Consider the following 13,355-nt stretch of genomic DNA (forward strand, 5'->3'; position numbering starts at 1 on the left):
GTCTTTCGACCGTGTGGTCGCCCGCGCTGAGCCCTAGCGGGCCACAACCCGCCGCGGCGGAGCCGCGGCCGATACCTCAGTGCGCGTGACCGTGGTGGTCGTCGGCTTCTTCCTCGACCGGCTTGTCGACCACGGCACTCTCGGTGGTGAGCACCATGCGGGCCACGGAGGTGGCGTTCAGCACTGCGGAACGGGTCACCTTGACCGGGTCCACGACGCCGTCGGTGATCAGGTCGCCGTAGGTCAGGGTGGCGGCGTTGAAGCCGTCCTTACCTTCGCTGACCTTGTTCACCACGACCGCGCCGTCGATACCGGCGTTGGTGGCGATCCAGTACAGCGGCGCCTGCAGCGCCTGCCGCACGACCTCGACGCCGACCGCCTGATCGCCGGTCAGCGAATCACGCAGTTCGACGAGCTTGGTGGCCGCCTTGACGAGCGCGGTGCCACCGCCGGAGACGATACCTTCCTCGACCGCGGCCTTGGCCGCGCTGACCGCGTCCTCGACCCGGTACTTGCGCTCCTTGAGCGCGGTCTCGGTGGCCGCGCCGACCTTGATCACCGCGACGCCGCCGGACAGCTTGGCCAGCCGCTCCTCGAGCTTCTCGCGGTCCCAGTCGGAGTCGGTGGCCTCGATCTCGCCACGCAGCTGCGCGACGCGGGCGTCGATGGCCTCCTGGGTGCCGGCACCGTCGACGATGGTGGTCTCGTCCTTGGTCACGACCACCCGGCGGGCCTGGCCCAGCAGGTCCAGTCCGGCCTCGCGCAGGCTGATGCCCAGGTCGGGGTTGATGACGGTGCCACCGGTGACGACCGCGAGGTCGTCGAGGAACGCCTTGCGCCGGTCACCGAAGAAGGGCGCCTTGACCGCGACGACCTTGAGGGTCTTGCGGATGGCGTTGACGACCAGGGTGGACAGCGCCTCACCCTCGACGTCCTCGGCGATGATCAGCACCGGCTTACCGGCTTCGGCGATCTTCTCCAGCAACGGCAGGAAGTCCGGCAGCGAGGAGATCTTGTCCCGGTGCAGCAGCACCTGGACGTCCTCGAGGACCGCTTCCTGCTTGTCGTGGTCGGTGACGAAGTAGCCCGACAGGTAGCCCTTGTCGAACTGCACGCCCTCGGTGATCTCCAGGTCGGTGCTGACCAGCGAGGACTCCTCGACGGTGACCACGCCGTCCTTGCCGACGGTGGTGAGCGCCTTGCCGACCATCTCGCCGATCTCCTCGTCACGCGAGGAGACGGTGGCGACCTGGGCGATGGCCTTCTCACCGGAGACCGGTGTGGCGGCCGCCAGCAGCGCCTCGGAGACGACGTCGGCGGCCTTGCTCATACCGACGCCGAGGCCGATGGGGTTGGCACCCGCGGCGAGGTTCTTCAGTCCGCCCTTGATCAGCGCCTGCGCGAGCACGGTCGCGGTGGTGGTGCCGTCGCCGGCGACGTCGTTCGTCTTGGTGGCGACGCTCTTGACGAGCTGGGCGCCGAGGTTCTCGAACGGATCCTCGAGGTCGATGTCACGCGCGATGGTGACACCGTCGTTGGTGACGGTCGGGCCGCCGAACGCCTTGGCGAGCACCACGTGCCGGCCACGGGGGCCGAGGGTGACCTTGACGGCGTCGGCCAGCTTGTCGACGCCGCGTTCCATTGCCCGACGAGCCTTCTCGTCGAACTCGATCTGCTTTGCCATGGTTGGGATGTCCTTGGGGTGGGAGTGGTGGACGAGCCTCGCGACGACCCCGCGCCGGCCCTTGACGGCCACTGCCCCGACGCCCACGCGTGGGCACCGGGGCAGTGGTCGTTACGGTGCGACGACCGCGTGGATCATCGGTCGATCGTCACTTGTCGACGACGGCCAGCAGATCGCGCGCCGACAGGATCAGGTACTCCTCGCCGTTGTACTTGATCTCGGTGCCGCCGTACTTGCTGTAGATGACGACGTCGCCTTCCTTGACGTCCAGCGGAATGCGCTTCTCGCCGTCCTCGTCCCACCGGCCGGGTCCGACTGCGACGACGGTGCCCTCCTGGGGCTTCTCCTTCGCCGTGTCGGGGATGACCAGGCCGGAGGCGGTCGTCGTCTCGGCCTCGTTGGCCTGGACGAGGATCTTGTCCTCGAGCGGCTTGATGTTCACGCTCGCCACGTTGAGCCCTCCACTTTCAGGGGATTCGGTCGTCCGGGGCCGTTCCCCGGACTCACGGTTTCGGTCTTGCCGACCCTGTGGCATAGCCCCGTCGTCGCGGGTGCCGGGACACCTGCCCAGAAGTCGATGGCACCTGAGCACAACCAGTGCCGACTAGCACTCTATACACGAGAGTGCCAGCGCTCAAGGGTGGGCAGTGCTGACACGGCGACACACCCGAAGCCGTGGCAATTGATCGGAAAAATCTGTAACGTTCGGATAACGGAATGTGACAATATGTAAGACGGTTCCGTGATCGGTCATGCCTTCAGCATTGCCATCGGCCGTGACCGTCACGCGATCCGCCGAACAGCACCACAACCGCTTCACCCACCGCGCGACGACCTCGCGCACGCCTGAGACGAGAACCAGACCGCACGTGATCGACGGCCGGTCCCGACCCGAAACGGATCGCAACTGATGGGACCGACTCCCCTGCCGGGAACGCACCCCATCCGGGAACGCACCCCGGCGGCGGATCACCGATCCGATCCGCGCGCGGAGCCTTCGCCACACAGCGAATGCCCGTGATGTCCGTTCGAGACGGTCGGCACACCAGGACCGTCCGCGCTCGACCAGCTCGAGAAGGGAGGTGAACATGCGAACATCCCTCGGTATCTCCGCGGGGAACGAGGTCGTCTGCTCGGCCGTCGTCACCACCGCGCCCAACGGCGCCCAGACGTTCGACTATCGCGTCGTCTCGGCGGATGTGGCACATTCCGACCCCGGTGATCTGGTGGCCTCGTCGATCGAATTGATGACCACGCAGATGCCTCGCGACTACCTGCACCGCGTCGGCACGCATACTCCCGGCGCTCTGGTGCCGCAATCCCAGCCGGTGCCGCCCGGGGCCATCGCGGTCGCCTACCGGGATCGCGAGCAGGCCATGGCGATTCGTGCCGCGATCGGGCGGGAACGCCGTGATGTGCAACTCATCCCCGAGAGCACCGCGGCCCTCACCTATCTGCGCCACACCGGTCTGCTCGATCGCTACGAGACGGTGGCGGTCATCGATCTGGGCGCCTCCGGAATGACCGTCACGGTGGCCGATCTCGCCGACGACACCGTGCTGCGGTCCGAGCGCACCGACGCGATCAGCGGTGCCGCCGTGGACGAACTGATCTACCACCATCTGCTGGACTGCCATTTCTCCCGTCGCGGCACCCGCCCCAACCGGCAGATGCTGATCAACCGGAGCCGCGCCGCCAAGGAGCACCTGTCCATCGCACCGGCCGTGACCATCGATCACGTCGCCGGACAGCCACTGAAGCTGACGCGGGCCGATTTCGGGGAACTGATCGCCGGTCTGCTGCAGGAGGCGGCCGATTACGCTCGCGCGGTCTTCGCCCGGGCGCCGAAATCCCCCGCGGCCGTCACCGTGATCGGCGGTGGTGCCAATATCACCGCGGTGGTCGACGGACTCGAGTCACTGCTCGACATCCCGGTGCTGTCGGTACCGGAACCGGAGTCCGCGACCGCGAAAGGCGCTGCGCTGGTCGCCGATTCCGTCCAGCCCTCGCCCTTCTCCCCGATCACCCTGGGCAGCGACGGCTCGGCCGGTACGTTCACCAAACTGATCGGCACGCTGGCCGGCGCCATCGTGGTGGTGGGGCTGGTGGTCGGTTACGGCGTCAAGGAATTGGTGCCAACGGCCCATCAGGATGTGACACCGGCGGGAACGACAAATACCGCCCAGCTCACCACCGTCGCGCCCACTCCGAGCCAGGGTCCGGCGAGCACTCCGACGAGCATTCCGGGAAGCCGGACCGATCGGCTGCCCGCCGGGACCGTCACCGGCACAACGACACCGGGTAGCCCCGCGCCCGGTACCACACCGGGCTCGGCACCGACCAGCAGTACCGATCAGCCGCCGACGGTCACACCCACCACGAGCGGGCCGACGCTGCGACCCGATCCGAATCTGCCGCAGATTCCGTTGCCGAACCTGCCGCATCTGCTGGGCCCGCTGCTGGGAACGAGCACACCGGAACAACCCGACTCGCCCGAGGCACAGAACCGGACGCCCGAGGCAGCGCCGACCAAGCCCACCACCCCCGGCCACTCCCGTGTACCGGTACTCCCCCGTTCGAGTTCGGGTTCGGCCGATTCCGAACGGGTTTCGCCCGCCGAGCCGACCACCCCGGCGCAGTCCACCACCACGGTGCAGCCCGAGGACTGAGTGGCCGCGATCCGGTTCAGGCGATATAGCTGGTGGACACCGACAGTCCGGGATCGGTGGCGACGGTCAGCGGAGCGGGCGTAGCGCCGCCCGCGATCACATGGGCACCGAGAGTGGCGATCATGACGCCGTTGTCGGTACACAACCGCGGCTTCGGCACCCGCAAGGTCAGACCGGCCGCAGCACAACGCTGTTCGGCCATCGAGCGGATCCGGGAATTCGCGGTGGCGCCACCGCCGAGCACGAGCGTGTCCACCCCGACATCCTGTACCGCGCGCACCGCCTTCATGGTCAGCACATCGGCGACCGCCTCCTGGAACGAGGCCGCGATATCCGGGATAGGCAGTTCGGTTCCGTTCCGCTGCGCCGCCTCGACATATCGGGCGACGGCGGTCTTGAGTCCGGAGAACGAGAAGTCGTAGCGCGGATCGCGCGAACCGGTCATACCGCGCGGGAACGCGATCGCGGCCGGATCGCCGTGCGCAGCCGCGGCATCCAATGCCGGACCGCCCGGGAAGCCGAGGCCGAGCAGCCGCGCCACCTTGTCGAACGCCTCACCGGCGGCATCGTCGACCGTGCTGCCGAGTTCGACGATCGGTTGGGCCAGATCGGTGACGTGCAGCAGATGGGTGTGCCCACCGGAGACCAGCAATGCCACACACGGCGGCATCGGACCGTGTTCGAGGGTGTCCACGGCGACATGTCCGCCCAGATGATTCAACGCGTACAGCGGGATATCCCAGGCCGCCGCATAGGCTTTCGCCGCCGCCACGCCCACCAGCAGCGCTCCGGCCAGACCCGGTCCGATCGTCACGGCCAGTGCGTCCGGCTTCGCGATACCCGCCGTCGACAGCGCGCGGCGCATGGCGGGCACGATGGCCTCGAGATGTGCGCGGGAGGCGATCTCGGGAACCACACCCCCGAATCGCGCATGCTGATCGACGCTGGAGGCCACCTCGTCGGCGAGCAGCTCACAGGTACCGTCCGGATGTCGGCGAACGATGCCGACTCCGGTTTCGTCACAGGAGCTTTCGATGCCCAGCACGATCATGAGACGACCTCGGAATCCGGTGCGAACGCGGTGCCCGGATGCGGGAATCCGGTCATCGCGGGGCGGCGCATCGTGAACGCGTCGGCACCGCTGGGCTGGTAGTAGCTCTTGCGCAGGCCGATGATGTGGAAGCCGTGCTTCTCGTAGAGCGCGATCGCCGGTGCGTTGTCGGTGCGCACCTCGAGGAAGACCGGACCACCACGCTGACCGGCCTCCGACAGCAGGGCCCGCAGCAGAGCGGTCCCGATACCTCCGCGGTGCACCTGCGGATCGACACCGATGGTGTGGATCTCCGCTTCCGGATGTTCTCCGTTACCGAGCAGGGCGATACCGGCGTAGCCGAGCATGCGGCCGGAGGCGTCGCGTGCGACCAGATAGCGGTTGTGGGATCCGGCCAGCTCCGAGCGGAAGGCCACGTCCTGCCAGGGGTCGTCCTCCGGGAACAACAGCAGCTCCAGCTCGACGCAGCGCGCGATGTCGGCCGGGCCCATCGGCTCGATCCGGACCGCCGACGACGACGCGGTACTCATCGCACCGCCTGATAGCTGCGTTCGACCGCATCGGGACGGCGCAGATACAACGGAACCAGCGGCTCCGGCGTCGCGCGCGCGAGGATGTCGTGGGCGGCGCAGCGCACCAGTCCCGCGGCCGACGGCGTTTCCACCGGAAGCACCGGCAGATCGAAAAAATCGACGTGCGAGGGCGATCCGGCGATAGCGGTGGCGTCACCGGAATCCAGATCGGCGGGCTTGCACACGCCGGGTCCGTCGACGCGGCCGGTGCGCCGGTACCGCGCCCAGTAGACCTCGCGGCGGCGGGCGTCGGTGACCACGAGCAGTTCGGCGCCGGATTCGCCGTCCGCCACCGGTTCCGGACCGACGGGCACCTCCGGCCACGCTTCCGCGGCGATGGCGTCCAGACTGCAGACACCGTGCACCGGCAGGCCGAGCGCATCGCCGAAGGCGGCGGCGGTGGCCATCCCCACCCGCAGCCCGGTGAACGGGCCCGGGCCGATGCCGACCACCACCGCGGCGATATCGGTTCGCGAACGACCGGTCTCCTCGAGGCAGGCGAGGATCTGCGGCGTGAGCACCTCGTTGTGGGCACGTGCGTCCACGGTCACCCGGGAGGCAAGGGTACGGACCTGCGGCTGTGTGGCGGCCTGCTCCAGTTCCACCAGTCCTGCTGTAACGGCAGGCGTCGCGGTGTCGACAGCAAGTACAAGCATGATTGCCTCAACGATACCGGTTGGTCACCTCCCGTATGCCATCAGCGCCGCCGGTGTATCCGCATGTCGCGACCGTCCGGCTACCCGCCCGCCGACCGATGTCACCAGGTCCGGATGCGGCGGGTTCACGACCCGCGCCAACAATCAAGTGCCGCAACAACTGCCATAGCGGGGCGGCACGGCGACGACATTCGCACGCGGACGGCGGAACCGATTCGGCACTGCCGGGTATTCGCCCGTACGCACGCGGGGGGCGGCACCGTGGCGAGCATCACAGCGCGCCGATGACGGTCAGTAGGGCCCGACCCACTCCCAGATCGCGGTGCGGATCTCCGACTCCGGCTCCCTCCGCAACCGCACCCGCAGATGGCGATCCGCGAGATGTTCCACGACCCCGAGCCCCCACTCCACGACCACGACCGCCTCGTGCAGATCGGCGTCGAGGTCGAGCGCGTCCAGCTCGTCCAGATCACCGCCCAGTCGATACGCGTCGACGTGCACCAGCGGGATCGAACCCGCGCGCGCGCCGGCACGGTGCTGCCGGGCGATGATGAAGGTGGGCGAGCTGACCCGGCCCTCGACGCCCAGCCCGGCCGCGATACCGCGGGTCAGCGCGGTCTTACCAGCGCCCAGTGGACCGTCGAGAACCACGAGGTCACCGGGCCGCAGATCGGCGGCCAGCTCACGCCCGAGCGCCTCGGTGTCGGCGACCGTCGGCAGCTGCCGGCGCTGGGCCGTCGGCGAATCGTCGGCCGTGGCCGGGGTGGCATCACGCTGATCAGCCATTGCTCACCTCTCGGTCGCTCGTTCCGGATGCGGCCGGGGCCGCGCCGAAAACCCCGGCGCGCAACAACAGCCGATCGAGTGCGGCGTTGACCAGTTCCGGATACTGCAGATGCACCATGTGCGCGGCATCGGTGACCCGGACCAGATCGGCTCCGGGCAGCCGGGCGGCGAGTTCGCGGGAGTTGCGGAACGGGATGATCAGATCGTGCCCGCCGCCGACGACCAGCGCCGGGCACGGCGCGAGCATCGGCACCGCGGCCGATTCGTCGTGCACTTCCAGGGCTTCGAGGAATTTCACGATGGTCTCGACCGGAGTCCTATCGATCATCGAGGTGGTGAACCGGGACAGCGTGGGACTCACGTCGCCGTGGAACGAACTGACGTGCAGAACCGGGGTGATCACCTGGCGCGCCGTCACGCGCCCGGCCTGGACCAGGGCCGGCGAGGTGTGCACGAGCATGCGGAACCCGTCGATGGCGGGGCTGCGCAACAGCTGCGCCGCGCCCGCGCGAGTGACCCCGGCCGCGGTGGTCGACAGCAGTGCGGTGGCGAGCAGCCGGCTCTCGAAGAGCTGCGGGAACTGCGCGGCGGCGGCCAGGATCGCCATCCCGCCCATGGAGTGCCCGACCAGCACCAGCGGTCCCGACGGCGCGCACTCCTCGATCACCCGCACCAGATCGCGGCCCAGTTGCGAGACCGTGCAGCTGGCACTGCTCGGGGTGCCGGAACTGCCGTGTCCTCGCAGATCGAAGAAAACCATGCGCACTCGCGGCCCCCACAGCTCGGCGAGATCGCGGCGCTGAAAGTGGAACGACTGCATGCTGTTACAGAAGCCGTGGACGAAAATGACGGTGGCATCGGCATTCTCGGCGCCGACGACACGAGCCGCGAGCGGCACGCCGTCCTCGGTCAGCACCCGGCGCGCGGGGTCGCGATCGAGCAGGGTGAAATCCTCGTCGCGCAGATCGTCGCCGCGAGCGGGCCACGCGACCGCCGCGCCCATCCGCCGCAGGGCCTGCGCACCCGCCAGCGCGGCCAGCACACTCGCCGAAGCAACTCCGCCCCGGAACACCCGCGAGCGCAGCGGTGCCGACCAGTGCGTTCGCCGGCCCTCCCGAAAATGCTGTGGCCGTTCCGGTTTCATCACACCACCCCTGCCTGTCCGCTATAGCCTCGCACGACTCGACCGCGGGGGGAACACACGATCTCGTAGTGGATGGTGTGCATCAGGTCGGCCCATTGCTGTGCGTGCGGATCTCCGGGCGCGCCGCCGAACAGCACCGCGCGATCGCCCTCGCGGACACGGTGCGGATTCTCGCCCAGATCCACGACCAGCTGATCCATGCAGACCCGGCCGATATTCGGATAGTCCGCATCCCCGATCCGCAGCGCGATGCGGCCACCGAGACCGCGGGGAACACCGTCGGCGTATCCGGCGGGAATCAGGGCCACGGTGGTGTCGTGCGGGGCGATCCACTCGTGGCCGTAGGACACGCCTTCCCCCTGCGCCACCCGCTTGACCAGGGCGACCCGCGCCCGGAAGGTCATGGCCGGGCGCAGGTCGGCGTCGGAGATATCCGGAACGGGGTTGAGCCCGTACACCGAGATACCGGGCCGGACCATGTCGAACGCCAGATCTGGACGGGTGAGAGTGGCCGCCGAGTTGGCCAGGTGGACCAGTTCGGGCTGCAGACCGTGATCCTTGGCGGTGGCGATGGCCTCGACGAAGCGATCGCGCTGTACATCGATGACCGGATGTCTGGGCTGATCGGCGTGGGCGAGGTGGGAGAACATCGCGCGGAAGCGGACCACGCCCTCGGCGACGAGTCGGCCCAGCAGTGTCAGCACCTCCGGATACTCCCCCGCGGAGACGCCGTTGCGATTGAGACCGGTGTCGACCTTCAGCGTCACGATCGCGCTGGCGCCGGTCGCACGAGCGGCGCGCTCCACCGCCCGTAGATGCGCGGTCGACGACACACCGATCTCGATCCCGGCGGCGATCGCGGCGGCATAGTCGGCATCGGAGGTGTTGAGCCAGCTCAGAATCGGCGCGGTGATCCCGGCGGCGCGCAATTCCAGCGCCTCGTCGATCGTGGTGACGCCGAGTTCGGTGGCGCCCGCGGCGAGCGCGGCCCGCCCGACCTGGACCGCGCCATGGTTGTACGCGTCGGCCTTGACCACTGCCATGACCGCGGCATCGCCTGCGTGTGCGCGCAATATCCGCACGTTGTGCGCGATGGCATCCAGATCGACGACGGTCTCCACCTGCGGATCAGCGCTACTCACGCCTACCGATCCTGCCACGCGGCGCGCCGGGGCCACTCGGCGCGCCCGGCGGAATTCGGACGAAATCAACGGTTGCTTGGAGTGCACTCCAGCTGACTAGCGTGGTCGGCACGGGCAGACCACGCCCGCCACCACCCTCGACCAGAGGGTTCCCGTGTGCAGAGTTTCGTGAGCAAGGGGTTTTCATGAGCAAGGTCTGGTTCATCACCGGCGTCTCGCGCGGATTCGGTCGCGAATGGGCGGTGGCCGCCCTGGAACGCGGCGATCGGGTCGCCGGTACCGCCCGCAAACTGGACACACTCGACGATCTGGTCACCGCCTATCCCGATACGTTCCTGCCGCTGCCACTCGATGTCACCGATCGCGCCGGAGATTTCGCCGCTGTCGCCGAGGCGGCACAGCACTTCGGGCGTCTCGACGTCGTCGTCAACAATGCGGGGTACGGCCATTTCGGCATGATCGAGGAACTCACCGAGGACGAGATCCGCGCACAGCTCGAGACCAATGTGTTCGGCGCCCTCTGGGTCACCCAGGCAGCCCTGCCGATCCTGCGCGCACAGGGCAGCGGGCACATCCTCCAGGTGTCGAGCATCGGCGGGATCAGCGCCTTCCCCAACCTGGGCGCCTACCACGCGTCGAAATGGGCGCTGGAAGGGTTCTCGCAGTCGCTGGCCGCGGAGGTCGCCGGTTTCGGCATCCACGTCACACTGATCGAACCGGGCGGGTTCAGCACCGACTGGGCCGGCCCCTCCTCGGTGCACAGCACGGAGAATCCGGCCTATGCCGAGGTGCGGGAGGCACGCAACCGCACCCGTTCGGCGCAGCGGGCCGGCGAGCCGACCGCCACCCGGGCGGCGATCCTCGCCCTGGTCGACGCCGATCAGCCGCCGCTGCGGCTGTTCCTGGGTACCGCTCCGTTGCAGATCGCGACCGCCGACTACGAGTCGCGGCTGGCGTCCTGGCGGGAATGGGAGCCGGTTTCCAAGGCGGCACAGGGCGAATGATTCGCGGCGGGTGACGGCGGCGCCGCCGTCACCCCGGAAGCTCGCGGACGGTCCGGACGGCGGCCCGCAGGTGCCGCAGTAGCGGTGACGCCGAAACCGGCGCTCCGACAGTGCCGTTCGCATGCGCGGCGAGGTTGGCGGCCAGGGCGTGCACGCGTGCTCCGGCCGCCGCCGACCACCACGGCTCGCGGCCGGCGGCCAGCAGTGCGCCGATCACGCCGGACAGCACATCCCCCGCACCGGCGGTCGCCGCCCAGGAACCACCCGCCTCGTTGACGAGGGTCGGCCGGTCCGGGGCCGCCACCAGGGTGGCCCGCCCCTTGAGCAACACCGTCACCCCCCACTCGCCGGCCAGCGCACGCACCGCCGCCACCCGGTCGGGGCCGAGTTCGTGACCGGTGAGGCGTGCGAATTCGCCCGCGTGCGGGGTCAAGACGGTCGGTGCGCGCCGATCGGCGATCAGTCGCGGTTCGGCGGCCAGCAGCGTCAGACCGTCCGCGTCGACGAGCACGGGCAGATCCGTCGCCAGGATCTCGGCGAGCCGGTCGCGGGCCGCGGTGCCGGTTCCCGCGCCCGGCCCGAACACCCAGGCCTGCACCCGACCGGTATCGGCCACACTGTCGGCGGCGATCACCTCCGGGTAGCGAGCCAGCACCTGCGCCGCGGCGGTCCCGGTGTATCGGACCATGCCCGAGGTGGCGGCGACCGCGGCGCCGGTGGACAGCACGGCCGCACCCGGATAGACGTCACTGCCGGCGCAGATCCCGGTCACACCTTGCGAGTACTTGTCGTCGCGCGATCCGGGCACCGGCCAGTCGGCGCCGATCGAGATCGGTTCCAGCGCAGCCAGTTCGGGATCCGGAAGATGTAACCCGATGGGCACCAGCTCGATTCGGCCGCACCACGGCGCGGCCAGGGCGTGGACCGGCTTGCGGGCGCCGAAGGTCACCGTCACCGCCGCGCGCACCGCCGGTCCGTCGACCGCGCCGGTATCGGGATCCACCCCGCTGGGCAAGTCGGCGGCCACGATCGGGGCCTCGGTCGCCGCGACGAGTTCGGCGGCCCGCGGACGCAGCGATCCCCGCCCCGAGATACCGACTATGCCGTCGATGATCAGATCCGGTGTCCCGAGCAGGTCGGCCGCGGATCCGGTTGCGGCGTCGTGGATCCGGCCGCCGGCCCGCCGCAGTGCGGCCAGTCCGCGCCGATGCGCCCGATCCGGCGACAGCAGCACCGCGGTGACCGCGACCGCGCGCCGTCGCAGCATCGCACCCGCCCACAGCGCGTCCCCGCCGTTGTCGCCCGATCCGACCAGCAGTGTCACCGCGCGACCGGCGACGCCGCCGGTCCGTTCGCGCAGTTCACCGGCCACCACATTCGCGAGCCCGTAGGCCGCGCGCCGCATCGGAACTCCTTCGGCGACTCGTTCGAAGAGCCCGGCTTCCGCCGCACGCACCTCGTCGGCGGTGTAGTACCCACGCAGTACCGGTGCCATGGTTCGCATCCTCCTCTGCGGCCGATCCGTTCACGATGGGCGAATCCACAGCAGATTACGCCCGAATCGAACGGCTCGATCGCGGCGGACGAGAGGGATCCGGCCGTTTCGACGACAGGTGCGCGATCGGGCAGGCGGATCGGGCACCGCCGCGGGGACTAGGCTCGTGCGCATGTCGATCGGCACCCCATTGCGCCGCGCACCGCGCCTCGCCCTCATCGTCGCAGCGCTGGCGACCGCCGGTCTGGTCGCCGGATGCGGTTCGGGCACAACCGGGTCCACGCCGTCGACGACCACCGTCGCGCCCTCCACGACGGTCGCGGCCACGCCGACCGCCACCCAACCCGCGGCGGTCACGGTCGACGTCCACAAGATGAAGTTCTCGCCCGAGAACATCACGGTGAAGGTCGGCGACACCGTGACCTGGAAGTTCTCCGATAAAGTGCCGCATGCCGTGCAGGGGATCGGCGATTCGGCGATGGGCATCAACAGCCCGATCATCTCCGACGGCGAATGGAGCCACACCTTCACCGTCGCGGGCACCTATCGGTATCTGTGCCCGCTGCATCCCGAGATGCGCGGCACCGTCACCGTCCGATAGCCGCCGCTATCGCGGCGCTACTTGCCGATTCAACGCCTCGACCGCGGTAACCAGCGGAGCGAGTTCGGGATCGGCGGCGGCCTCGCCGAGCGCTTCCGAGAGCGCCGCGTCGTTGGTGGGGCGCGCCCGGTCCAGTAATTCCAGTCCGGCGGGCGTGACATCGGTATAGATTCCGCGCCGATCATCGGGGCACAGATAGCGCTGCAGCAGGCCACGATCCTCGAGCCTGGTCACCAGGCGTGTCGTCGCACTCTGACTCAGCGCGACCGACTCCGCGACCTGGTTCATCCGGAGATGACCGCCCGGCCCATCGTGCTGGCGGCTCAGCACCGTCAGCAGCGAGTACTCGCGCACGCTCAGTTCGTGTCCGGTTTGCAGTGCGCGCTCGATCCGCGCCTCGATGCGGTCGTGCAGCACCGACAGCGCGTACCAGCCGTCCGCCAGCCCGGTCAGCGCGGCGTCTGCGGTCATCGGCCCTCCTGTGTCTTGCGGGACTGTTACCAGGATAACCCGCTTCCGCAATAGCAAGCGCTTGCAATTATCCCGCGTCT

At 69.2% G+C, this 13,355-nt stretch carries 13 protein-coding genes; 3 read left to right on the plus strand and 10 right to left on the minus strand.

The window, feature by feature from the left end; all coding sequences use genetic code 11:
- Window positions 1-76: 76 nt before the first annotated feature.
- Window positions 77-1,684, minus strand: a complete 1,608-nt coding sequence (gene groL, locus LKD76_RS27010; protein ID WP_227984219.1) for a chaperonin GroEL — start codon at window positions 1,682-1,684, stop codon at window positions 77-79.
- 148 nt (window positions 1,685-1,832) lie between these two features.
- The gene (groES, locus tag LKD76_RS27015; RefSeq protein ID WP_030513506.1) at window positions 1,833-2,135 is read right to left on the minus strand and encodes a co-chaperone GroES; all 303 of its coding nucleotides are present in this window, start codon (window positions 2,133-2,135) and stop codon (window positions 1,833-1,835) included.
- 637 nt (window positions 2,136-2,772) lie between these two features.
- Here groES and LKD76_RS27020 point away from each other — a divergent pair.
- Window positions 2,773-4,353, plus strand: coding sequence for a DUF7159 family protein (locus tag LKD76_RS27020; protein WP_227984220.1), 1,581 nt, complete (start codon window positions 2,773-2,775; stop codon window positions 4,351-4,353).
- Window positions 4,354-4,369: 16 nt separating this feature from the next.
- On the opposite strand, the gene tsaD is transcribed toward LKD76_RS27020, so the two are convergent.
- The 6 genes from tsaD to alr form a co-directional block, all read right to left on the minus strand.
- The gene (tsaD, locus tag LKD76_RS27025) at window positions 4,370-5,404 is read right to left on the minus strand and encodes a tRNA (adenosine(37)-N6)-threonylcarbamoyltransferase complex transferase subunit TsaD (protein ID WP_227984221.1); all 1,035 of its coding nucleotides are present in this window, start codon (window positions 5,402-5,404) and stop codon (window positions 4,370-4,372) included.
- Complete coding sequence (gene rimI, locus LKD76_RS27030; protein ID WP_227984222.1) at window positions 5,401-5,934, minus strand: ribosomal protein S18-alanine N-acetyltransferase; 534 nt, start codon at window positions 5,932-5,934, stop codon at window positions 5,401-5,403. Before rimI ends, tsaD begins: the two co-directional genes overlap by 4 nt.
- Window positions 5,931-6,632 carry a tRNA (adenosine(37)-N6)-threonylcarbamoyltransferase complex dimerization subunit type 1 TsaB gene (gene tsaB / locus LKD76_RS27035; protein WP_227984223.1) on the minus strand — a complete coding sequence of 234 codons (702 nt, stop codon included), beginning with the start codon at window positions 6,630-6,632 and terminating at the stop codon, window positions 5,931-5,933. Before tsaB ends, rimI begins: the two co-directional genes overlap by 4 nt.
- A 291-nt stretch (window positions 6,633-6,923) precedes the next feature.
- On the minus strand, window positions 6,924-7,418 hold the full coding sequence (gene tsaE, locus LKD76_RS27040) for a tRNA (adenosine(37)-N6)-threonylcarbamoyltransferase complex ATPase subunit type 1 TsaE (protein ID WP_227984224.1): 495 nt from the start codon (window positions 7,416-7,418) through the stop codon (window positions 6,924-6,926).
- On the minus strand, window positions 7,411-8,562 hold the full coding sequence (locus LKD76_RS27045; protein WP_227984225.1) for an alpha/beta fold hydrolase: 1,152 nt from the start codon (window positions 8,560-8,562) through the stop codon (window positions 7,411-7,413). Before LKD76_RS27045 ends, tsaE begins: the two co-directional genes overlap by 8 nt.
- Window positions 8,562-9,704, minus strand: coding sequence for an alanine racemase (alr, locus tag LKD76_RS27050; protein ID WP_227984226.1), 1,143 nt, complete (start codon window positions 9,702-9,704; stop codon window positions 8,562-8,564). Before alr ends, LKD76_RS27045 begins: the two co-directional genes overlap by 1 nt.
- Before the next feature lie 185 nt (window positions 9,705-9,889).
- On the opposite strand from alr, the gene LKD76_RS27055 reads away from it, so the two are divergent.
- Window positions 9,890-10,708 carry an SDR family oxidoreductase gene (locus tag LKD76_RS27055; RefSeq protein ID WP_227984227.1) on the plus strand — a complete coding sequence of 273 codons (819 nt, stop codon included), beginning with the start codon at window positions 9,890-9,892 and terminating at the stop codon, window positions 10,706-10,708.
- 28 nt (window positions 10,709-10,736) lie between these two features.
- Here LKD76_RS27055 and LKD76_RS27060 read toward each other — a convergent pair whose 3' ends face one another.
- A complete protein-coding gene (locus tag LKD76_RS27060) occupies window positions 10,737-12,191 on the minus strand; it encodes an NAD(P)H-hydrate dehydratase (protein ID WP_227985420.1) in 1,455 nt (484 codons plus the stop codon).
- Window positions 12,192-12,375: 184 nt separating this feature from the next.
- Between LKD76_RS27060 and LKD76_RS27065 the strand changes: the two genes are divergently transcribed.
- Window positions 12,376-12,804 carry a cupredoxin domain-containing protein gene (locus LKD76_RS27065; RefSeq protein ID WP_227984228.1) on the plus strand — a complete coding sequence of 143 codons (429 nt, stop codon included), beginning with the start codon at window positions 12,376-12,378 and terminating at the stop codon, window positions 12,802-12,804.
- A 6-nt stretch (window positions 12,805-12,810) separates the two neighbouring features.
- Here LKD76_RS27065 and LKD76_RS27070 read toward each other — a convergent pair whose 3' ends face one another.
- A complete protein-coding gene (locus LKD76_RS27070; protein ID WP_227984229.1) occupies window positions 12,811-13,275 on the minus strand; it encodes a MarR family winged helix-turn-helix transcriptional regulator in 465 nt (154 codons plus the stop codon).
- Window positions 13,276-13,355 lie beyond the last annotated feature (80 nt).

The organism is Nocardia spumae (assembly GCF_020733635.1).
Lineage (GTDB): Bacteria > Actinomycetota > Actinomycetes > Mycobacteriales > Mycobacteriaceae > Nocardia > Nocardia spumae.